This window comes from Rathayibacter sp. AY1F2 (genome assembly GCF_002930885.1).
Taxonomy (GTDB): domain Bacteria; phylum Actinomycetota; class Actinomycetes; order Actinomycetales; family Microbacteriaceae; genus Rathayibacter.
In genome coordinates, this window is record NZ_PSVG01000005.1 from 170,987 (window position 1) to 193,141 (window position 22,155).

Here is a 22,155-nt window from a genome sequence, read left to right on the forward strand (position 1 = left end):
GCTACTGGCCGCCCTCGGCCTGCAGCGCCCGCGAGAGCGCCTCGGTCAGCTGCTCGTCCGCCGCCGCGAAGGCGGTGAGGTCGCCCGCCTTGAGGGCGTTCTCGCGAGCCGTGAGTGCGTCCCGCGCGTCGTTCAGCGCCTGCTGCAGCGCCGTCTGGTCGCCCGTGGCCGGCGTGGAGCCGGTGCCGCCGGTCGTGCCGCCCGCGTCGCCTCCGGTGTCGCCGCCCGAGGTGCCGGTGCCGGCGTCCGGAGTCGTCGGCGTGCCGGTGTCGCCCGCGTCGGCTCCCGAGTCGCCGCCGAAGAGGCTGTCGAGGGCCGCGTCGAGGGTGTCCTCGAAGGCGATGTCGTCACCGAACGCGACCAGCACCTTCTGCAGGAGCGGGAAGCTCGTGTCTCCGTTGGAGCGCACGTAGATCGGCTGGACGTAGAGCAGGCCGCCGCCGACCGGCAGCGTGAGCAGGTTGCCCCTCGTGACGGTGGTGTCGCCGCGGGAGAGGATGTTCAGCTCGTTCGCGACCGTCGGGTCGGTGGTGAACGCGTTCTGCACCTGGCCGGGGCCGGGCACCGTGTCGTCCTTCGGCAGCTCGAGCAGGCGGAGCGTGCCGTAGCCGTCGGCCACGGAGCCCGCCGTCGAGCCGGCGTCGGAGTCGGCCACGAGGTAGCCGGTCAGCACGTTGCGGCTGGCCTGCGCGCCCTGGACGCTCGCCGGGATGTACGTCGAGTAGAGCGAGTACGACGGCACGTCCTGGTCCGGCGTCTGCAGCGTCAGGTAGTACGGCGGCTGCAGGCTGGTGCCGGTCGCGGCGGCCGTGGTCGCGGCTCCGCTGGTCGGGTCGTTCGGCGTCGCCCAGGCGTCCTCGCGGGAGTAGAAGGAGCCCGCGTCGGTCACGTGGTAGGTGCCGAGGACCGCGCGCTGGACCTTGAAGAGGTCCTCCGGGTACCGGACGTGGCTGAGCAGCTCACCCGACATGTCGCTCACGGGCTTCACCGTGGTCGGGAAGATCTTCTGCCAGGTCTGCAGGATCGGGTCCTCGGTGTCCCACGCGTAGAGCGTGACGCTGCCGTCGTACGCGTCGACGGTCGCCTTGACCGAGTTGCGGATGTAGTTGACGTCGTCGGTCGGGAACTGCTGCTGCGTGTTCGTGTCGGCGATCGCCTGCGAGAGGCTCTGCACCTCCGAGTACGGGTAGTCGGCCGAGGTGGTGTACCCGTCGACGACCCACTTCACGCGGCCGTCGACGACGGTCGGGTAGGCATCGGAGTCGAGCTTGAGGTACGGCGCCACCTTCTGGACGCGCTGCACGGGATCGCGGTCGTAGAGGATCTGCGAGTCGTCGTTCACGCCGTCCGAGAGGAAGATCTGCTCGGACTGGAACTTGATCGCGTAGACGAGCTTCTTGAAGACGTTGTCGAGAGCGGGGCCGCCCTCGCCGTCGAAGGTCGTGTAGGTCTGCTGCGCGCCGTCGGTGCCCGAGGGGTAGTCGAGCTCGATGTCGCGCGAGTCGTTGCCGCCCACGATCGAGTACGGCGGGGAGTTCTCGCCGAAGTAGATCCGCGGCTCGTAGTCGCCGAGGTCGCCCGTCGTCGGGACGCCGGACTCGATGAACACCGGCTCGCCGTCGGCCGATCGCTGGTTGCCGTACGCGGCGACCAGGCCGTAGCCGTGGGTGTAGACCAGTGTCTGGTTGTACCAGGTCTGGTTGGTGCCGAGGCCGTTGAGGTTCAGCTCGCGGACGCCGACCACGGCGTCCTGCGTCGATCCGTCGATGGAGTAGCGGTCGACGTCGAGCGCGTTCTGCGTGTCGCCGAACTTGTAGTACTGGCGGAACTGCTGCAGCTGCGAGAACGCGTCGGTGACGACGGCGGGGTCGAGGATGCGGATGTTCGCGGTGGTCTCGGCGTCCGAGCGCAGGGCGCCCGGCTCCGCGTCGGTGGTCGCGTCGTAGGGGATGACGTCGACGTCGCTGACGCCGTAGGCCTGGCGCGTCATGTCGATGTTGTTCTGGATGAAGGGCTGCTCGAGCGTGCGCTCGTTGGGCTCGACCTGGAACTTCTGCACGATCCACGGGTAGAGGGAGCCGACGAGCAGGCTCGACACGATCAGCAGCGCGGTGCCGATGACCGGGAAGCGCCAGCGGCCGATGAAGGCGGTGACGACGAAGAGGATCGCGACCAGCGCCGCGATGCCGGCCAGGATCTGCAGGCCCGGGATCGTCGCGTTGACGGTGGAGTAGGTGGCGCCGGTGATGCGGGGCCCCTGCTGCGCGAGCGTCGCGTACTGGTCGAGCCAGAGGCTGACCGCCTGCACGGCGAGGTAGAGGGCGGCGATGACCGCCAGCTGGATGCGCGAGGCCTTCGAGATGCGGATCTCGCGGCCGTTCACCCGGATCGCTCCGTAGAGGTAGCCGGTGGCGAGGGTCGCGAACGCCGAGATCAGCAGGACCGCCGACGCGAAGCCGACGATGCTCTGGTAGAAGGGCAGCTCGAAGAGGTAGAACGACGTGTCGAGGCCGAACTGCGGATCCGTGGTGCCCGAGGGCGTGCGGTTCCAGAAGGTGAGGCTCGTCTGCCAGCGGGTGGCGGAGGAGACGCCGGCGAAGAGGCCGAGCACCGCGGGGATCCCGAAGGTGGCCAGGCGCCGCAGCGGCTCCACGACCTGCTGGTAGCGGTCGATCTGCGAGTTGAGCTTCGCGTAGACCGGCCGGAGGCGGTACGCCAGCATCAGGCTGATGAACACCGGCACCGCCATGGCGACGAAGCCGATGACGAAGAGACCGCCCGCCGCCGCCCACTGCGTCGTGAGCACGGAGAGGAAGCCGAGCTGGTCGTACCAGAGGATGTCGGTGTACAGACCGGCGAAGACGAAGAACGCCACCACCAGGACGGCCACCACCACGACAGTGACGGCGAGGACGCTCCGTCTCTTCCGCGGCGGGGTTTCGGTTGCTGTGGAACTCACGTGAGGGCCTCTTGCTGTCGAGATGTGAGGGGAGGCCACCCATGCTATGCGACGGCTGTCCGGCTCACCTGGGCGTCGACCCGGGGTCGGCGGGCGGGATCAGTCGAGGGGAGCGGCGGTGCTGCAGTCCGGCAGCCCGGAGGTGTCGCCCGCGGCGATGCCCTTCAGTGCGGCGAGGGCGTCGTCGAGGGTCGAGACCGCGAGCACGTCGAGCCCGTCGGGGACGTGGCCGACGACCTCGTTGCAGTTGGTCGCGGGGGCGAGGAAGTACTCGGCTCCGGCGCCCTCCGCCCCGTGGAGCTTCTGGCGGATCCCGCCGATGGCGCCGACCTCGCCGGCCGCGTCGATCGTGCCGGTCCCGGCGACGCTCCGCCCGCCGTTGAGCTCGCCCTCGGTGAGCTTGTCGATGATCCCGAGGGCGAACATCATGCCCGCGCTCGGCCCGCCCACGTCGTCCAGCTGGATGTCGACCTCGAACGGGAAGTCGAAGGCCGCTCCGGGGAGAACGCCGATGACGGCGGCGCCGTTCGAGTCGCGCGGCGTGACCTCCACCTCCTGCCGGACGCCCTCGCGCTCGATGCTGACCTGCACCGGGGAGCCGGTGCCGAGGGTCTGCAGGGTCGCGCGCAGGGCGGTCGCGTCGGCGACAGGGGTGCCCGCGACCGCGAGGATCTCGTCCCCCGCCTCCAGGACGCCCTCGGCCGGGGAGCCCTCGGGCACCTGCACGACCGAGACGCGCTGCTCGACGGGGTAGCCGAGCTCGGTGAGCGCGGCGGCGATCGCCTCCTGCTGGGAGTCGGTCATCTCGGCCTGGTTCGCCTCGTCGCGCTCCTCGACCGTGGAGGAGGGAGGGAAGATCGCGTCGACCGGGACGACCGCCTTGGTCCTGTCGAACCAGGCGCTCGCGACCTCGACCCAGGTGGGCAGGCTCTGCGGGTTGCCGACGACCGACACGGTGAGCATGTCGAGCGTGCCGGCCGTGGGATAGGTGGTGCGGTCCGGGATCGAGATGAGGGGCACGTCCTTGCTGCTGCCCAGGGTGTCGAACACGGGGCCGGGCTGCTCGATCACGTAGGGGGCGGGCGCGACGCCCAGACCGACCACGACGGCGACACCCGAGAGGAGGACGACCGGTCCGACCCACGGGCGGCGCGGGGAGGAGGAGGGGCGCGGGTCGTCGGAGAACAGCGACACGGGGGCCTTTCTGGCAACGGGTGGAGCGGCTCCGCCGGGATGTTCGCGGCGGGCGGAAGCGGGCTGGGCCCGAGCGGTGCTCTGCACGCCGAGGCCCCGGGCGCTCGGGCTAACGTAGCTTGAACGACTGGGAGTCGCGCCGGAACCGGCGCCCTGTGCAGGGCCGCGGAGGCGGTGCGGCGACCGGATTCACGTGAGCGACGGAGGGCTGATCCCGATGGCCGATGGCGACAGTGCGGACCGAGCGGGCGGCGGCTCCGAGGACGAGTTCCGGGAGATGCTGCGGCAGTTCCTCTCGGGGAACGGCCCGGTCGACCCCTCGCAGCTCGCCGGAGCGGCGGGACTGCCGAACGACCCGGTGGCCCTGCAGAACCTGCTCTCGCAGCTGCAGAGCGCGATGCAGCAGAACGGCGACGGCGGCGTCAACTGGACGCTCTCGCTCGAGCAGGCGAAGCAGCTCGCGCGCGCCGAGTCCGCGCCGGTGTCCGACTCCGTGCGGGCTCCGATCGACGCGGCCTTCGGCGTCGCCGCGCTCTGGCTCGACGAGGTCGCGTACGTCTCCGAGCTGAGCCGCACGCCGCGCTCGATCAGCCGCCTCGAGTGGATCTCCCTGACGATGCCGGTCTGGACCCAGCTCGCCGAGCCGGTGGCGCTGAGCATCTCGGACGCGCTGACCCGCGTGCTCCGCGAGCAGGCCCCGGAGGAGATGCAGGCGATGATCGCCGGTGCCGAGGGCATGATGCGCGGGATCGGCGGCACCCTGTTCGCCCTGCAGCTGGGCCAGGTCGTCGGGCAGCTCGCCGCCGAGGTCGTCTCGGGCGGCGACATCGGCATCCCGCTGCTGGAGGAGAACGACGCGGCGATCCTGCCGCAGAACGTCGCCGCGTTCGGCGAGGGCCTCGACATCCCGCTGGACCAGGTGCAGCTGTACCTGGCGGTCCGCGAGCTCGCGCACGCCCGCCTCTTCCGGCACGGCAAGTGGCTCCGTCTCGCCCTCATCTCGCAGATCACCGACTTCGCGCGCGGGATCAGCATCGACACCACCCGCCTCGAGGAGCTGGCCGAGGGCTTCGACCCGTCGAACCCCGAGGAGCTCCGCGACGCGATGACCTCCGGCGCGCTCATCCCGCCGAAGACGGAGGAGCAGCTCGCCGCGCACGGCCGCCTCGAGACCGTCCTCGCCCTCATCGAGGGGTGGGTCGACGTCGTCACCGCGGCGGCGACCACCCGCCTGCCCAGCGCCGGGGCGATCGCCGAGACGGTCCGCCGCCGCCGCGCCTCCGGCGGGCCGGCCGAATCCGCCTTCGCCACCCTCGTCGGCCTGGAGCTGCGCCCGCGCCGCCTCCGCGAGGCCGCCGCGATGTGGCAGGCCGTGACCGACGCCGTCGGGCCCGAGGCCCGCGACTCCCTCTGGTCGCACCCCGACCTGCTCCCCGGCTCAGAGGACCTGGACGACCCGAGCGCGCTCGTCGCCCGGCTCACGGCCGAGGCCCGCGGCGAGACCCCGGAGCCCGACGAGATGGACCGCGCGCTGGAGGACCTGCTGAACGGCACGATGCCGCGCGAGGGCGACGGCGCCTCCGGAGACGCTCCGGACACGCCCGACGACGCCGGCTCGCCGGACGACGACGACAGCGGCTCCTCCCCCACGGGGGACCGCCCCGTCTGACCCCCCCCGTCCGGCGCCCGCCTGTGGACAACTCGCGCGGCGCCGGGCCGGTCTCGGCCATGATCGCCGGATGGTGCTCCGGCTCGATCCCCGACTCCCCCTGCTCTGGCGCTCCGCGACCGCGGTGCAGCTCGGCCTCGACCGGCCGCACGCGGTGCTGGACGGCATCGGCTACCCGGAGGAGCTGCTGCTCGACGCCCTCCGCGTGGGCACCAGCGCCGGCACCGTCCGCCTGATCGCGGCGCGCGCCGGAGCGAGCGAGGCGCGGGTCGACGAGGTGCTCGAGGCGCTCCGGCCGGTCCTGCTGCGCAGCGTCGAGCCCGGCCCTCCCCCGGCACCGCGGGTCGTCGTCGAGGGGACGGGCGCAGCACCGGACGCACTGCGCACGCTGCTCCGGAGCGAGGGCTGCTCGTTGCTCGCCGACGACGGGACGCCGGACCTCGCCGTGCTGATCGCCGACTTCGCGGTCGCCCCCGCCCGCGCCGCGCACTGGCTCGCGGCCGATGTGCCGCACCTGGCGGTGGTGTTCGGCGACGAATCGGTGCGCCTCGGACCCCTGGTGGAGCCGGGGTCCGGACCGTGCCTGCACTGCGCCGAGCGGGACCGGATGGACCTCGACCCGGATCGCGCGCGCCTCGTGATCCAGGTGCTCGGCCGCTCAGCCCCCACCCGCACGCCGCTCGCGAGCGCGGCGATCGCCGTGGCGGCCGCCGACGCCGTGCTGCGGCGGCTCCTCGCGGGCTGGCGAGGGCTCCGCGCGGCCGAGCGGATCTACAGCGACGCCTCCGGAGCGTTCACCGTGCGGGAGCGGGAGCCGCACCCCGAGTGCGCGTGCCGAGCTCTTCGAGGAAGCGCGACGGCTCCCTCCGCGTGACGCGGCCGACCGTCGAGCGCGCCCACGAGAGGCGCAGGCGCCGGCGGGCCCGGGTGATGCCGACGTAGAGGAGGCGCCGCTCCTCGTCGATCGCCTCGAGGCCGGCGGCGTACGAGATCGGCAGCAGGCCCTCGGCGAGCCCCATCAGGTGCACCGACTCCCACTCGAGGCCCTTCGCCGAGTGCAGCGTGGCGAGGGTGACCGCGCCGCGGTCCGGCTCGTGGTGCACCTGCTGGCGTGCGATCAGGTCGTCGGTGAACTGGCGGAAGGTCCATCCGGCAGGGGCCTCGTCGACGAGGCGGGCCAGCGTGTCCAGCGACTCCCACCGGTCGCGCACCGCACCGGGCGCAGACGGGGGCTCGGCGCTCCAGCCGAGCGAGCGGAGGACGTCGCTCACCGACTTGAACAGCGGCTCGCCGCTGATCGACACGGACGCCGCGCGCAGCTGCATCACGGCCTGCTTCACCTCGGGCAGGTCGAAGAAGCGCTTGCCGCCGCGCATGTGCGCGCTCACTCCCCGCTCGTGCAGGGCGTGCTCGATGACCGCCGACTGGCTGTTGGTGCGGAAGAGGACCGCGATGTCGGAGGGGCGCACCCCCGCCTCGATGTCGGCCGCGACCCGCGCCGCGATCCCGCGCGCCTCCGCGATGTCGTCCGGGTAGGCGTCGATCGCGGGCTCCGGCGCCTCGGCGGCGGCGACGGCGTGGAGCGAGAGGGCGCCGGGCCTGCCCCGCATGAGGCGGTTCGCGGTCTGCACGATCGGCACGGCCGAGCGGTAGTTCTCCTCCAGGCGCACCACGGTGGCGGCCGGCCAGCGGGACGGGAAGTCGAGGAGGTAGTCGGCCCGCGCACCCGCGAAGGAGTAGATGGTCTGGCTGGCGTCGCCGACGACGCAGAGGTCGCTCCGGTCGCCGAGCCAGAGCTCCAGGAGCCGCTGCTGCAGCGGCGAGACGTCCTGGTACTCGTCGACGACGAAGAAGCGGTACTGCTCGCGCACCTGCATCGCCATCGCAGGCTCGGACTCGAGCATCCCGGCGGTCACGAGCAGGACGTCCTCGAAGTCGATCTGGCGGCGCTGGTCCTTCAGCCCCTCGTACTCGTCCACGAGCGCGACCGTCTGCTCCAGGGTGAGCCGTCCGGGCAGGGGGCGCGTGCGGGCGGCGACGGCGTACTGCTCGAGCGAGAGGGCGGACACCTTCCGCCACTCGATCTCGGCCGAGAGGTCGCGGAGCGTCGCCGTGTCGAGCTTCAGGCGGAGCCGCTCGGCCGCGTGCCCGAGCAGGCGCGCCTTGCCGTCGAGCAGCTGGGGCATCGTGCCCCCCACCAGCTGCGGCCAGAAGTAGCCGAGCTGCGAGAGGGCGGCGGCGTGGAAGGTGCGGGCCTGGACGCCGCCGGCGCCGAGCACCCGCAGGCGCGAGCGCAGCTCGGCCGCGGCGCGGCTGGTGAAGGTCAGGGCCATGACGCGACCGGGCGTGTAGACGCCGGTCGCCACTCCGTGCGCGATGCGGTGCGTGATCGTCCGGGTCTTGCCCGTGCCCGCTCCCGCGAGGACGCAGACCGGCCCCAGCAGCGCCTCCGCCGCCTCGCGCTGCCCCTCGTCGAGTCCGTCGAGCAGGGTCACGCGATCGGGCCGTTCTCCAGCTCGCCTCCGTACCAGTCCTCGATCATCGCGCGGGCGATGGACGAGCGGCCGGGCAGCAGCACGGACTCGAGCGAGTCGTGCAGCTGCTGCCGGGTGAACCAGCGCAGCTCGACGATCTCCTCGCCGTCCGGGAGCAGATCCTCCGGGGACTGGTCCTCGGCGAGGCGGGCGGTGAAGCCGACCATGAGGGAGGCGGGGAAGGGCCAGGGCTGCGAGCCGAGGTACTGCGGGTCGACGACGCGCATGCCCGACTCCTCGCCGATCTCGCGGATCACGGCGGCCTCGAGCGACTCGCCCGGCTCGACGAAGCCGGCGAGCAGGGAGAAGCGGCCGGTGCCCCACATCGCGTTCGAGCCGAGGAGGAGGCGGTCGTCCGCGTCGAGGACGCAGACGATGATCGCCGGATCCGTGCGCGGGAAGACCTGGCTGCCGTCGGTGGGCGAGCGGCGGACCCAGCCGCCCTGCTCGACGACGGTCGGGTCGCCGTTGCGGGGCGAGTAGCCGTGCGAGGCGTGCCAGTTCGCGATGGCGAGAGCCTCGGTGAACAGGCCCGCGTCGCGGTCGCTCAGGCGCTCGGCGATCGGGCGCAGGCCGCTCCACCGCTCCTCGTCGGGCTCGAGCTCGGCGGCGGCCGCGTCGGTGAGGACGGTCGCGATGACGGGGGTTCCGACCGGCTCGCCGGGGGCCTCGGCGAGCGTGCGGCCGAGGTAGATCCGGAGGGTGCCGGCGGTCACGTCCTCGGGGCGGCGCAGGAGGAGGCGGTCGGCCTCGACCAGGGTCCGGTCGTGGTGCAGGACGAGCACGCGGGTGGCGGGATCGGCGAGCAGCTCGTCGAAGAGCGCGGGCCGTGAGCGTCCGACGCCGTCGCGGTCGGCCGCCTGTCGCGAGAGCGGGAGGCGATCGGCGAAGGGCAGTGACATCCGGGGCTCATTTCGTGACGGGGGCCGCGAGGACCGCTGTCGCGGGCCTTCGACGGCATCGGCGGGACAGCGCGTGGCGGCGGGCCGGCCGGGCACGAGCCGCCTACCCTGGAAACCATGGCCAGATCCCATCTCACTCTAGCCGCGCTGGCCACCTCGGCCGTCGAGGGCCTCGACGTCCGCTCCGCGCGCCCCTTCACCTCCTCGACGCACGGCGACTTCGACTCCGCCCTGCTGACGACGCGCGAGGGCGCCCCCCTCGTCGTGCGCGTGCCCACGTCCGCGCTCGCGGAGCAGGAGCAGCTCGGCGACCTCGTCGCGCTCCGGGCGCTGACCGCCGGCATCCGCAGCCGCCTGCCCTTCGATCTGCAGGAGAGCGTCGGGCAGACGCCGTTCGACGGCACCCGCGCGGTCGTCTACGAGTACCTCGAGGGAGATCGCGTCCTCATCGACGACGTGGCCGCGCAGAGCGGGCTCGCGGACTCGATCGGCCGGGCCGTCGGGGCGATCCACTCGCTCCCGGTGTCGTTCGTCCAGGAGGCGGGCCTGCCGATCGCGACCGCGCGCGACAGCGTGAACGAGACGGTCGCGGTGATCGAGCGCGCGGCCGACACCGGCCACGTCCCGGCGGCGCTCGTCGCGCGCTGGGAGTCGGCCTCCTCCGACGAGGCGCTCTGGCAGTTCGACCCGACCGTGGTGAACGGCTCGATGACCGCCGACTCCTTCCTCCGCTCGGGCGACGTCGTCGCGGCCGTGCTCGGCTGGGCGGCGCTGCGGGTCGGCGACCCGGCGCGCGACCTGCACTGGCTGCTGAGCGCCCCGGGCTCGGAGACGGCGCTCTCCGCCTACTCCCGGATGCGCGCGGGAGCAGTGGACCGCACGATCCGCCAGCGCGCCCAGCTCTACGCCGAACTCGAACTCGCCCGCTGGCTGCTGCACGGCACCGAGACCGACGACTCCGCCATCGTGGACGACGCGGTCGCCATGCTCGACACGCTGGTCGACAGCGTGCTCGGCGACCTCTCCGCGCCCCTCTCGACCGACACCGGCCCGGTGCTGGAGGTCTCGGAGGTCGAGGAGCTGCTCAACCGCACGCCGGGAGCCCGCACGGGCTCTTCCGCTCACGGCCGCGGGCTCGCTCCCGTCGCCGAGGAGAGCGACTCCGCGAGCTCGCGCTCGGAGTAGAACCGCTCGGGCCGCAGCACGAGGTCGTCGGCGACGAAGTAGAACACGGCGTCGACGCTCTCGAGCGGCACCCCCCGCCAGCGCGAGTAGGCGAGCCGGTACAGCGCGAGCTGGAACTGCTTGAGCTCGAGGTCGGCGGGGTCCTTCGGCGCCCGCCCGGTCTTCCAGTCGACGATCTGCACGCCGTCCTCCGTCGGGTACACCGCGTCGAGCTTGCAGACGACGACGTGGCCTGCGAGCTGGAGGTGGATCTCGATCTCGACCGCCTCCGGGCGCCGGTCGGCCCACTCCGAGCGCTCGAAGGTGGCGATCAGGGCGTCGAGCCGCTCCTGCTCGACGCTCGCGGGGCCGGCGTCGTCGAGCTCGTCGGGGAAGGTGTCGACCGCCTCCGCCCCGCCCTGGACGCCGAAGCGGTTCTCGACCCAGGAGTGGAAGGTCGTGCCGAGCCGGGTCTGCCGGTAGGGGCGCTCCGGCATCGGCCGGCGCAGCTGCGCCGCGACCTCGTCCGGCGTGCTGACGATGTCCTTGAACCGGGAGGCGGGGATGCGGGTGGGCAGCGGCGTGCGCTCGCCCCCGGCCAGCCGCACCGCCCGCTCGGCGAGCAGCAGGCGGATGTCGTCGCCGCGCGCCCCGAGCAGAGCGGGCTCGGCGCTGCGGACCCGGGCGGCGGCGGCGCGGACCCGGTCGCCGCGGGAGCCGAGCGGATCGTGGGGCCAGCGGAACGTGCGCGGGGCCCGCTCGAGCGGGTTCTCCTCGTTCGCGGGCTCGGTCGGCAGCGGCGGGATCGTGCCGGCCTCCTCGAGGTCGCGGAGGAAGACGCCCGGTCCGCGCGGCTTGGCCTGGCCGGCCCACCACGAGCCGCTGAGCAGGAGGTGGTGACGCGCCCGCGTGACGGCCACGTAGGCGAGACGCCGCTCCTCCGCCTCGTTGCGCTCGCGGAGGGTGTCGCCGAACGCTCCGATCGCGTCGACGACCTCCTTCTGCGTGCTGCAGCCGCGCCAGGCGAGATCGGGGAGCTCGGCGGCGTCGCCGCGGAACGCGTAGGGCATCGCGCCCAGTCTGACCCACCCGCGGAAGCCCTCGACCGGCGTGCCGGGGAGCTCGCCGTCGACCATCCGCGGGACGGCGACGAGGTCCCACTCCAGACCCTTGGAGCCGTGGATCGTCAGCAGCTGCACCGTCCCCGGCTCCGGGTCCTCCGGTCGCGGGGCCAGGCCGTCGCGCTTGTCCGCGAGGACGAGCCAGCGGAGGAATCCGCGGAGGGAGGAGCCGGTGCCGGCGCCGCGGTCGTCCGTCTGCAGGTACCCGGCCACCGCCTCCCGGAAGGCCTCGAGGTTGGCGCGGCCGTCCCCGCGCGACTCGTTCGCCTCGACCTCGATGTCCAGGCCCAGCTCCTGCTCGACCAGGGTGACGAAGTCGAGGAGGTCGAGCCCGGCCCGGGCGCGCAGCCGGGCGAACAGGGCGCCCGCCTCGTGCAGGCGCCGCAGGCCCTCAGCGCTGAATCCGCCGAGCGCGGAGTGGTCGATCCGCCCGTCGTCGCCGGGGCGGCGCGCCGCGATGAAGTCGAGGGCCTCGACGATCGAGCCGCCCTCGCCCTCGGTGACGGACGCGCGCATCCGCTCGCGCACCTCCTCCGGGAGCAGCCGGTGCGCGTGGTCGCGCGCCGCGAGCCACGAGGCGAGGTCGCGCAGCGCCTTGAGGTCGCGGACGCCCAGACGCCAGCGGGCGCCGGCCAGGAGGCGGACGAGCTCGCTGCCGGCGGCCGGGTCCTCGACCACGGTGAGCGCGGCGACGAGGTCGGCGATCTCGGGCTGCCGCAGCAGGCCCCCGATGCCGAGGATGTGGTACCGGACGCCGTGCTTCGCCAGCGCGGCGGCGAAGCGGTCCATGTGCGCGCGCACCCGGAAGAGCACCGCGGCCGACGGCGGCTCGGCGCTCTGGCGCAGGCGCCCGGCGAACCAGGCGGCGACGTCGTCCGCCTCCTCCTCGATCGTCTCGGGGAAGGTGAGCTCGACCGGGTGCTCGGAGGCCTGAGGACCCGCGCTCAGCGTGTCGACCGCGACCGCGCTCCCCGCCGACAGCGGCTCCACGATCGCGTTCGCGGCGGTCAGCACGCGGCGGCCGTTGCGCCAGCTCGTGCTGAGGGAGAAGCGGCCCGCTCCCCCGAAATCGGTGCCGAAGCGGCCGAGCCCCTCGGCGCTCGCACCGCGCCAGCCGTAGATCGACTGGTGCGGGTCGCCCACGGCCATCACTCCCTGCCCGGCGAAGAGCCGCGAGAGGAGGCGGGTCTGCAGCACGGAGGTGTCCTGGTACTCGTCGAGGAGCACCACCCGGTACCTCGCGCGGTGCTCGTCCACGATCCGCGGCACCCGGTCGACGATCCGCAGCGCGAGGGCCACCTGGTCCGAGAACTCGACGAAGCCGCGCTCGACCTTCGCCTCCTGGAACCGCTCGGCGAGCGCCGTCAGCACCGGCAGCGCGCCCACGGCCTGCAGCGCCTTCTCGAGCTCGCGGTAGAGCCCCGAGCCGCTGCCTCCGCGCGGCAGCTCGCCCAGGCGGAGGAAGTCCTCGGCGAACGCGGCGACCGCGGCCGGATCGGCGAGGTTGTCGGCGAGGTCGTGCGCGAGCGAGACGACGAGGTCGGTCAGCCGGTCGATGCCCGCCTCCACCTCGAGGATGCGCGGATCGGCCGTGTCGGCCACGACTCCCCGCGCGAGATGCCAGGCGGAGGCCTCGGAGAGCACGGTCGCGTCCCCCTCGCGGCCGATCAGGGCGGCGTTGTCGCGGAAGATCGTGTTCGCGAAGGCGTTGTAGGTCGAGACGGTGGCGGCCTCGAACGGGTCGGGCGCCGACTGCCCGGGCGCGAGCGGGAGCAGGCCCGCCGCGCCGAGCTGGTCGATCCTCCGCCCGATGCGCTCGCCGAGCTCGGCCGCCGCCTTGCGGGTGAAGGTGAGGCCGAGCACATCCGACGGCGCCGCGTGGCCGTTCGCGAGGAGCCAGAGGACGCGGTTCGCCATCGTCTCGGTCTTGCCGCTGCCGGCACCGGCGACCACCAGGGCAGGCTCGAGCGGCGCCTCGATGACGGCGCGCTGCTCGGCGGTGGGCGGGCGCAGGTCGAGGCGCTCGGCGATGGTCAGGGCGTCGATCACGGCAGCTCCTCCTCGAGGACGGCGGAGGGGTCGGGGTCGGCGGGGCCGGATGGATCGGCCGGCGCATCGGGACCCGGCTCCTCGGAGTCCTCCGGGTCCTCTGTCTCGTCGACCTCGTCGATCGCCAGGAGTCCGTCCCCCGGGACCTCGGGCACCGCGTGGATGCGGTACCGCAGGGCGTCGCCGGGGGAGAACGGGGTCGCGTCGAGCAGGCCCGAGAAGCCCGCCGCCGCCATGCCCAGGGCCGCGGCGCGGACGCGATCGCGCAGCCGCTCCAGCTCCTCCTCGCCGAAGCGCTCCTGGACCACCTCACGGTACGGCTTCCCGCGCACGCCCGTCGCCACGAAGAGCAGCTTCGCGCCTCCCCCGTCGGCCGGGTCGGCCGCCTCGATCGCCCCTTCGGCGACGGCGAGCTGGTAGCTGCCCAGCTGCGCGTGCTCGGCGATGTCGTCCTTGCGGGGGGTGCTGCGGCCCGTCTTGAGATCGACGATCGTGACGGAGCCGTCGGACGCGCGCTCGACGCGGTCGATCGAGCCGCGCACCCGGGCGGGCGGGACGTCGAGCTCGAACTGCTGCTCGCGGCCGAGGACCACGCCTCCCCCGCGCTCGAAGTCGGCGAGATAGCCCGCGAGGCCGTCGATCAGCCGCCGGGTGACGCGCTTCTGCCGCTCCCCCAGCCAGGGCGACTCGAAGACCAGCTCGGGCCACCGCGACTCGAGAGCCGCCCACAGCTCCTGCGGATCGGGCCGCTCGGCGTTCTCGAGGACCCAGTGCACGAGGGTGCCGACCCCCATCGCCGTGCTCGTCGTGGAGCCGGAGACGGCGTCGACGAACCAGTCCAGAGGGGACCGCTCGAAGGCCTCGAGGCGGCTCGGCGAGACGGAGACGGGACGCTCGGGGTCGCCGACGTCGAAGAGGGGCTCCGTGGTCGAGGGCTCGAGCACCCCGGACCAGGAGGAGGGGTCGGCGCCGGGGACCTCCGCGAGCGCCAGGGCGCTGAGCCCTCGGATGGCGGCGGGAGCCTCGGTCGAGCCCGGTGTGGTGGCGGTCCGGCGCAGCGCCGCCACCGCCCCGCGCAGCGTGAGCGGCACCGCGGAGGCGGGATCGAGCCGCGGCGCGTCCGGCGGGGTGAGCCGGAAGAAGAGGGAGGGCGTCTCGTCCTCGCCCGCGACGGCGCTGAGCACGAGCTGCCGCCGGGCGCGGGAGGCGGCCAGGGCGAACATCCGGAGCTCGTCGTCGAGAGTGGCCTTGCGGGCGTCGAGCGGCAGTCCACCCTCGCCGCGGGCGTGCCGCAGCAGGCCGTCCGGATCGAGCAGCGAGCCGCGCTGGCGGAGGTTGGGCCAGACGCCGTCCTGCAGCCGCGCCACCACCACGACGTCGAACTCCAGGCCGACGACGGAGGAGGGCGTGCCGATCAGGACCGCGTCCTCGACGGAGCGCGGAGCGAGCGTGTCCTCGGGGACCTCCGCCTCGAGGATCTCGGTGACGAAGCCGATCGCGGAGTGCCCGGTCGCCCGCTCCACGAACCGGCGCGCGGCGCTGAAGAGGGCGACCACGCCGTCGAGGTTGCGGTTGGCCTCGGCGGCGGTCAGGCCGGTGCCGAGGGCGAGCTCGCGCCAGGCGGACGCGACGCGGCTGGACTCCCACGCCGACCACAGGAGCTCCTCGATCGAGCCCCCCTCCTCGTGCAGGCGGCGGACCCGGTCGATCGTCACGGCCAGCCGCTCGGCCTGCCGGGCGGGAGCGGAGTCGATGGTCGCGAATCGGCCGGGCGCGGCGAGGGCCTCGACCAGCAGCGGGTCGCTCGCGCGGATGCCGCCGCCGGCCAGCTCCTCCGCCCGGAGCGCGAGCCGGAGCCTGCGCAGCCCCAGCCGGTCGACCCCGCCGAACGGGCCGAGCAGCAGCTCCGCCGCGAGCTCCGCGTCGAGGGGCCGCTCGCCGATCGCGACGCCGACCAGCACGAGCAGCGCCCGGGCCGCGTGATCGTCGCGCAGCGCCCGTCCGGCGAGCACGGAGCGGGTCGGCACCTCCGCCACCGCGAGCGCCTTCACCAGCGGCTGGACCGCGGCTCCGGAGCGGACGACGACCGCCATCCGCCGCCACGCCACTCCGTCGCGCAGCCGCCGCTCGCGCAGCAGCCGCGCCACCGTCGCCGCCTCGCGCGCCGCCGTCGGGGCGTGCAGCACCAGGACGGGTGCCGGGCCCGCGTCGGGGGCCGGAGCCGCGACCGCCGCCCGCTGCCGGCCGGCCGCCGCGGTGCCGATCCGCTCGGTGGCCGCCGACACGACCGCCCGCAGCGCGGCCGAGTGGCGGTGCACGCGCGCGAGCACCAGCGTCTCGACGTCGGACGCGCCGATGCTCGCGGCGAACCGGCCGAGCGTGTCGGAGGCCGCGCCGCGGTAGGCGCTGGTCGCCACGTCCGGGTCGCCCAGCGCGATCACGGTCACCCCGCGCTCCGTCAGCGCCCGCAGCAGCACGAGCGTCGACTCGCTCGCCTCCTGGAGGTCGTCGACGACGACGAGGCGCAGCGCGTCGATCCGCTCGCCGCCCTCGCCGGCGCGGATCGCCTCGGCCGCGTAGGCCGCGAACTCCGCCGCGTCCAGACGGGTGCCCGCCTGGGGCGCCATCCACTCGACCACCTCGCGCAGCTCGTCGAGCACGTCGGCCGCCGCGCTCCACTCGCCGCGCTCGGCGTCGACCCCGAGGGCGCGGATCGCGTCCGAGTCGAGCCCGTGCTCGGTCGCCCGCATCCCGAACTCGCGGAGCTCGGTCCGGAAGGTCCGCAGCCGCAGCACCTCGGGGCTGAATTCCTCCGGCCACCGCGGGCCGGTCCCCTCCTCGAGGTGGCCCTCGACGAGCTCCGAGAGGAGGGCGTCCTGCTCGCCGCCGGTCAGAAGGGTCGGCCGCTCGAGGCCGCGCTCCTTGGCGGAGGAGGTGACCGCCTCGAACGCGAGCGAGGTCGCGGTCCGGGCGAGCGGGCCCCGGGTCGGCACTCCCAGCCGCAGGGCGAGCACGTCGCGCAGGGCGGTGGCGGCGGTGCGGCTGGCCGCGAGCACCACGACCGACTCGGGCGGGTACCCCCGCTCGAGGACGCGCTCGGCGACCAGCTCGACGACCGTCGCGGTCTTGCCCGTCCCCGGCGCCCCGAGCACGGCGGCGCTGCGGCCCTCGGGCAGCGCGAGCACCGCGCGCTGGGAGTCGTCCAGCACGACCGCGGGCTCGCCCGGGAGCGCCTCGCCGACGGAGGCTGCGGTGGAGGGAGCGGGGGTCGCGGGAGCGGTCACACGACCACGGTAGCCACCGGGTCCGACACTCCCGCCCGTCCCCGCCGGGAGCCCCGGCCGCCCGCTCCGCTCACCGCGAAACCGGCGCGGTCGTCCGAGCGCGGTCCCGTATCCTGACACCCTCGTCCCCTCCCGAAAGGCACTGCTGGTGGAAATCCGTATTGGAATGGTCAACACCCCGCGCGAGCTCAACTTCGAGTCGTCGATGTCCGTGACCGAGGTCGAGAAGACGGTGACCACCGCTCTCGAGGCCGGCACCGCCGTCCTCCGCCTCCGCGACGAGAAGGGCAAGATCTACATCGTCCCGACCGCCACCATCGCCTTCGTCGAGGTCGGCTCCGAGGAGTCGCGCCGCGTCGGCTTCGTCGCCTAGAGCGTCCCGGGCGGACACGTCGTGGAGCTCCTCTTCATCACCCTGTTCGGGGTCCTGATCGGTCTCGCCGCGCGCTACGGGCTGCCGCACCGGCACCTGCACGGCTCCGTGCTGGTCCCGGCGATCGGCGGCCTCGTCGCCGCAGTCGTCTGGGTCGCACTGACCTGGGCGGGCCTGCCGTGGGACGGCGGCCTGATCTGGGTCCTGTCCCTCGTCGCGACCGCCGTGGTCGTCGTCCCGGTCGGCCTCTCGCTCGGGCGCAGCCGCGCCCGCCGCGACGAGGCCTCCCTGCAGGCGATGCTCTCGGGACGCGTCGCCCCCTGATCCGAGCCGGAGGCGCGGGAGTCCTCGGACTTCCGCGCCTCCGTCGTTCCGGATTCCGGGGCAGTGCGACGCCGGGAACCGTCAGGCCGTGAGCCCCAGCGCGTCCATCCGGCGCGTGTGCGAGGCGATGAGCTCGGTGAACACCGGCTCGATCCGCGACTCGTCGGAGTCGTGGTTGCCCGACCCCATCAGCGCGGAGCGCGCCACGAGGAGGGTGTCGCCCACCAGGCGGCGGCCCCAGACGGCCAGGCGCGAGCCCAGGCGCTCGTCCGCGGCGATCTCGCGGCGGAGGATCGCGATCACGCCGTCGACGCCCGTGTCCGCGCCGAGCGTCTGCGCGATGCGCGGCCCCACGTCGGTGGGCAGCCCGCCGGTGAGGCGGATGAAGAAGTCGTCGAGCAGGCCCGCCGTGATGTACGCCGAGAGCAGCGTCTCGTGGAGGTCCGCACCGCGGGTGAGCCGCTCGAAGGTGTCGATCGCGGGGCGGAACGGAGTCATGGCCTCGCCGGGCTCCACGTCGCGGCGGCGCAGCTCGGCGACGACCGCGTGGTGCTTCGCGAGCGCCGTGCCGGCGGCGGAGGAGATGGCCTCCTTGTCCGCGAGGTCGTCGGTCTCGGCGACGGCGCGCGCCAGCACCTCGAACACCGCGAGCTGGAGGTAGGCGACCTGGCCGAGGTAGGGCAGCACCTCGGGGGTGAGGTCGGCGAGGTCGACGCGGTCGCGCTTCTGGCTCGACTCCCCGCGGGGCGTCAGGCGGGGCACCTCGAGCAGGGGACGTCGACGTCGGAACCAGGCAGCCATTTCCTCAGCATAGGGCGCCGGAGGGGCGGGGTTCCGGGGCCGGCGGGGCCGGGAGCAGTAGACTCGCCGGGATGTCACCGGCGCTGGATCGGTGACCCTGCGCCCGGAGTCGTACAGGGGCGTAGACCGTTCGACACGACAGGCGCTTCACTCCGTGACTTTCTCCGATCTGAACATCGACGACGACATCGTCGCCGCACTCGCCGCCAAGGGCATCCTCGAGCCGTTCCCCATCCAGGAGCAGACGATCCCCCTGGCCCTGCAGAAGCAGGACATCATCGGCCAGGCCAAGACCGGCACCGGCAAGACCTTCGGCTTCGGCCTCCCCCTCATCCAGGCCCTCGGCACCGACCCGGAGCCGGGCGTCAAGGCGCTCATCGTCGTCCCGACCCGCGAGCTCGCCGTGCAGGTCACCGAGGACATCGAGCTGGCCGCCTCCAACCGGCCGACCAAGATCGTCTCGATCTACGGCGGCAAGGCCTACGAGGGCCAGATCGAGCAGCTGAAGGCCGGCGCGCAGATCGTCGTCGGCACCCCCGGCCGCCTCCTGGACCTCGCCGGGCAGCGCCTGCTCTCGCTCGCCAACGTGCAGGTGATGGTCCTCGACGAGGCCGACAAGATGCTCGACCTGGGCTTCCTCTCGGACATCGAGAAGCTGTTCGCGCAGACGCCGCCCACCCGCCACACCATGCTCTTCTCGGCGACGATGCCGGGCGCGATCGTCGCGCTCGCGCGCCGCTTCATGAACAAGCCCATCCACATCCGCGCGACCGACCCCGACGAGGGCATCACGCAGGCGAACATCAAGCACATCGTCTACCGGGCGCACTCGCTCGACAAGGACGAGGTCATCGCGCGCATCCTGCAGTCCGAGGGCCGCGGCAAGACCGTCATCTTCACCCGTACGAAGCGCGCCGCGGCCCGCATCGTCGAGGAGCTCAACGACCGCGGCTTCAACGCGGCGGCCGTGCACGGAGACCTCAACCAGGAGCAGCGCGAGCGCGCGATGGCGGCGTTCAAGGCCGGCAAGAAGGACATCCTGATCGCCACCGACGTCGCCGCGCGCGGCATCGACGTGAACGACGTCACCCACGTGATCAACCACACGATCCCGGACGACGACCAGACCTACCTGCACCGCGTCGGCCGCACCGGGCGCGCGGGCAAGACCGGCATCGCGGTGACCTTCGTCGACTGGGAGGACCTGCACAAGTGGGCCCTCATCAACCGGGCGCTGGAGTTCGGCCAGCCCGACCCGGTCGAGACCTACTCGTCGTCGCCGCACCTCTACACCGACCTCGACATCCCCGCGGGGACCAAGGGACGGCTGAAGCCGACCCCGATCCCCGCCGAGGCGAAGGCCGACGCGCGCCCGGACCGGGGCGAGCGCTCCGACCGCGGCGAGCGCTCCGAGCGGGGCGACCGGCCGCCGCGTCGCCGCACCCGCTCCGACTCCGCCGACTCGACCGCTCCGCAGCAGACCGGCCCCGCTCCCTCGAGCGAGAGCAAGGAGCACCACGACGGCAACAGCGAGCCGCGCCGCCGCACCCGGTCGCGCCGCCGCTCGCCGCGCCCCGACGCGCAGGCCTGAGCCCCCGCGCCCCGAGCCCGTCCCCCCGCGATCCGTCGCGGGAGGACGGGCTCCCGGCGTCTCAGCGGCTCTCCCGCGACTCAGCGGTGTCCCCACGCGACTCAGCGGCTCTCCGCCCCTCAGCGGTCACGGTGATCCGGCGGCTCTCCGCCTGTCAGCGGCTCTCCGCGACTCAGCGGGCGGAGGAGCGGATCGCGTCGACGGTCGCGCGCGCGGTCGTGTTCTCGCCCAGGCGGTTGGGCTTGCCCGTGCCGTGGTAGTCGCTCGAGCCCGTGGTGACGAGCGAGTACTGCTCGGCGAGCTCGCGCAGGCGGCGCTTGCCGTCGGCCGTGTTCTCGCGGTGCTCGACCTCGAGGCCGAACAGGCCGGCGTCGACGAGCTGCGGGAGGATCGACTCGACCGCGATCCCGCGGGCGCTCGCGGCCGGGTGCGCGATGAGCGGGACCCCGCCCGCCGCGCGGACCAGGCGCACGGCGTCGACCGGGTCGGGCGCGTAGTGCGGGCGGTAGTAGCCGCCGCGCCAGTCGAGGATCCCCGCGAAGGCCGCGGAGCGGTCGGTGGCCAGGCCGCGGGCGACGAGCGCGTCGGCGATGTGCGGACGCCCGATGGTCGTGCCCGGGCTGGTCTGGGCGAGGACGTCGTCCCAGGTGAGGTCGTAGTCGGCCGCGATCGCGGTGACGATCGCCTCCGCGCGGTGCGTGCGGGCCGAGCGGATGCGCGCGGTCTCGGCCACGAGCCCCGGATCCGCCGGATCGACGAGGTACGCGAGGACGTGGACGCTGGCCCAGCCGACGCGGGAGGAGAGCTCCATGCCGGGCAGCAGGTCGATGCCCGCCTCCTCGGCCGCGGCGAGCGCCTCGGCCCAGCCGCCGGTCGTGTCGTGGTCCGTGAGCGCCACTCCGGCGAGCCCGGCCGCGGCCGCGGCGCGCACCAGGACGGCCGGAGCCTCGGTGCCGTCGGAGACGACGGAGTGGGTGTGGAGGTCGTAACGGCCCCCGTCGACATGCATGCGCTCATCGTAGACGCGCCGCCTGCGAGCCCTCCGATGCCCTAGTAGCCTGGGCGGCGATGGGGACGAGACTGGTGAAGACCGCGGTGGCGGTGATCGTGGCGATCGCTCTGCTGGTGGTCGCGGCGCCCGGCTTCTTCGGGATCGCCCGGGAGGCCCCCTTCGCCCAGCTGGTGCCGTTCCGGCTCGCGACGGGCGCGGCGGCCGTCGGGCTCGCCGCTGTCCTGGTCGTGATCGCGGTCCTCGTCGCTCCGGTCAGGCGCCTCGCGCTGGCCCTCGCGGCGCTCGGCGTCGTCTTCGCGCTCGTGCTCGCGGGAGTGCAGGGAGCGCGGGGCTACGACTCCGCCGCTCCGCGCGCCCACCGCCTCGCCGACGTGCGCCTCGCGACCTGGAACGTGCTGCACGACGGCGTGCCCGTCGACACGATCGCCTCGCTCGCCCGGGAGAGCGCGGTCGACGGCATCGCCCTCCTCGAGGTCTCGCAGACGCACGCGCAGGACGTCGTGAACGCGCTCAGCGCCCAGGGGATGTCGATGACTCTCCACTACGCCGGGTCGGGCGCCGACGACGGGGCGGCCCTGCTGCTCTCCCCCTCGCTCGGCGGCTACAGCGTCGACACCGCCGCGGTCGTCACCGGATCGACACCGTCCCTCGTCGCACGCCCCGACACTCCCGAGCGCCCCGTCCTCGCCGCGGTGCACACCATGGCGCCGATCCCCTCGCGCCTCGCGGAGTGGCGGAGCGATCTGCTCTCGGTCTCCGCGCTCTGCTCCGCGGAGGAGGACGTCGTGGTCCTCGGCGATCTGAACTCCACGGTCGACCACTGGACCGGGCTGCCGGGCTCGGCCACGCTGGGCGGCTGCCGCGACGCGGGGACCGTCGCGGGCGGCGCCGCCCTGGGCACCTGGCCGTCCTCGGTCCCGCCCGCGCTCGGCGCCCCGATCGACCACGTCCTCTTCTCCGGACGCTGGGAGGTCTCGGGCTACCAGGTCGTCGACGACCGCGACGACGCCGGGAGCGACCACCGGCCGCTGGTCGTCCAGCTCTCGGTCCGCGGGATGGTGAAGGACGCGTCCTGACGTTCCTCCCCGACGCCGACTCCCCGTCCTCCTCCCCCGCCCGGCCCGTGGCGGCCCCGGCGGCCGGGCGGAGGAGGACAATGGGAGTCATGACGAACACGG

15 protein-coding genes are annotated in these 22,155 nt (G+C 73.9%); 7 read left to right on the forward strand and 8 right to left on the reverse strand.

What is annotated here, in order from left to right; translation table 11 throughout:
• Nucleotide 1: 1 nt before the first annotated feature.
• Nucleotides 2-2,959: a UPF0182 family protein gene (locus tag C5C54_RS06355; RefSeq protein ID WP_181027225.1), complete on the reverse strand. Its 2,958-nt coding sequence runs from the start codon at nucleotides 2,957-2,959 to the stop codon at nucleotides 2-4.
• 99 nt (nucleotides 2,960-3,058) lie between these two features.
• Nucleotides 3,059-4,153 carry a PDZ domain-containing protein gene (locus C5C54_RS06360; protein WP_104287975.1) on the reverse strand — a complete coding sequence of 365 codons (1,095 nt, stop codon included), beginning with the start codon at nucleotides 4,151-4,153 and terminating at the stop codon, nucleotides 3,059-3,061.
• 217 nt (nucleotides 4,154-4,370) lie between these two features.
• On the opposite strand from C5C54_RS06360, the gene C5C54_RS06365 reads away from it, so the two are divergent.
• Together C5C54_RS06365 and C5C54_RS06370 are read left to right on the forward strand one after the other, a co-directional pair.
• Nucleotides 4,371-5,822 (forward strand): zinc-dependent metalloprotease, encoded by a 1,452-nt coding sequence (locus tag C5C54_RS06365; protein ID WP_104287984.1) that lies wholly within the window; start codon nucleotides 4,371-4,373, stop codon nucleotides 5,820-5,822.
• 70 nt (nucleotides 5,823-5,892) lie between these two features.
• Complete coding sequence (locus tag C5C54_RS06370; RefSeq protein ID WP_104287976.1) at nucleotides 5,893-6,696, forward strand: hypothetical protein; 804 nt, start codon at nucleotides 5,893-5,895, stop codon at nucleotides 6,694-6,696.
• Here the strand turns inward: C5C54_RS06370 and C5C54_RS06375 are convergent.
• Nucleotides 6,617-8,317: an ATP-dependent helicase gene (locus C5C54_RS06375; RefSeq protein ID WP_104224836.1), complete on the reverse strand. Its 1,701-nt coding sequence runs from the start codon at nucleotides 8,315-8,317 to the stop codon at nucleotides 6,617-6,619. The two genes, C5C54_RS06370 and C5C54_RS06375, sit on opposite strands and share 80 nt — an antisense overlap.
• Complete coding sequence (gene nudC / locus C5C54_RS06380; protein ID WP_104233180.1) at nucleotides 8,314-9,258, reverse strand: NAD(+) diphosphatase; 945 nt, start codon at nucleotides 9,256-9,258, stop codon at nucleotides 8,314-8,316. The genes C5C54_RS06375 and nudC overlap by 4 nt, the downstream gene beginning before the upstream one ends.
• A 117-nt stretch (nucleotides 9,259-9,375) precedes the next feature.
• Here nudC and C5C54_RS06385 point away from each other — a divergent pair, with 117 nt between their 5' ends.
• Nucleotides 9,376-10,443, forward strand: a complete 1,068-nt coding sequence (locus C5C54_RS06385) for a phosphotransferase (protein ID WP_104287977.1) — start codon at nucleotides 9,376-9,378, stop codon at nucleotides 10,441-10,443.
• Here C5C54_RS06385 and C5C54_RS06390 read toward each other — a convergent pair.
• Nucleotides 10,380-13,592, reverse strand: coding sequence for an ATP-dependent DNA helicase (locus tag C5C54_RS06390; RefSeq protein WP_104287978.1), 3,213 nt, complete (start codon nucleotides 13,590-13,592; stop codon nucleotides 10,380-10,382). The genes C5C54_RS06385 and C5C54_RS06390 overlap by 64 nt on opposite strands.
• Nucleotides 13,589-16,876: an ATP-dependent DNA helicase gene (locus tag C5C54_RS06395; RefSeq protein ID WP_104287979.1), complete on the reverse strand. Its 3,288-nt coding sequence runs from the start codon at nucleotides 16,874-16,876 to the stop codon at nucleotides 13,589-13,591. The genes C5C54_RS06390 and C5C54_RS06395 overlap by 4 nt, the downstream gene beginning before the upstream one ends.
• A gap of 148 nt (nucleotides 16,877-17,024) precedes the next feature.
• Between C5C54_RS06395 and C5C54_RS06400 the strand changes: the two genes are divergently transcribed.
• Nucleotides 17,025-17,249, forward strand: a complete 225-nt coding sequence (locus C5C54_RS06400; RefSeq protein WP_104224841.1) for a DUF3107 domain-containing protein — start codon at nucleotides 17,025-17,027, stop codon at nucleotides 17,247-17,249.
• Between the two features lie 21 nt (nucleotides 17,250-17,270).
• Nucleotides 17,271-17,573, forward strand: a complete 303-nt coding sequence (locus tag C5C54_RS06405) for a hypothetical protein (protein WP_104226942.1) — start codon at nucleotides 17,271-17,273, stop codon at nucleotides 17,571-17,573.
• Nucleotides 17,574-17,654: 81 nt separating this feature from the next.
• On the opposite strand, the gene C5C54_RS06410 is transcribed toward C5C54_RS06405, so the two are convergent.
• Nucleotides 17,655-18,374 (reverse strand): ferritin-like fold-containing protein, encoded by a 720-nt coding sequence (locus tag C5C54_RS06410; RefSeq protein ID WP_104224843.1) that lies wholly within the window; start codon nucleotides 18,372-18,374, stop codon nucleotides 17,655-17,657.
• A 154-nt stretch (nucleotides 18,375-18,528) separates the two neighbouring features.
• On the opposite strand from C5C54_RS06410, the gene C5C54_RS06415 reads away from it, so the two are divergent.
• Complete coding sequence (locus C5C54_RS06415) at nucleotides 18,529-19,965, forward strand: DEAD/DEAH box helicase (protein ID WP_104224844.1); 1,437 nt, start codon at nucleotides 18,529-18,531, stop codon at nucleotides 19,963-19,965.
• A 172-nt stretch (nucleotides 19,966-20,137) separates the two neighbouring features.
• Here C5C54_RS06415 and C5C54_RS06420 read toward each other — a convergent pair whose 3' ends face one another.
• Nucleotides 20,138-20,974 carry a PHP domain-containing protein gene (locus C5C54_RS06420; RefSeq protein ID WP_104287980.1) on the reverse strand — a complete coding sequence of 279 codons (837 nt, stop codon included), beginning with the start codon at nucleotides 20,972-20,974 and terminating at the stop codon, nucleotides 20,138-20,140.
• A gap of 59 nt (nucleotides 20,975-21,033) precedes the next feature.
• On the opposite strand from C5C54_RS06420, the gene C5C54_RS06425 reads away from it, so the two are divergent.
• Entirely contained in the window at nucleotides 21,034-22,053 is a 1,020-nt protein-coding gene (locus tag C5C54_RS06425; RefSeq protein WP_146078796.1) for an endonuclease/exonuclease/phosphatase family protein, read from the forward strand.
• Nucleotides 22,054-22,155: the final 102 nt, after the last annotated feature.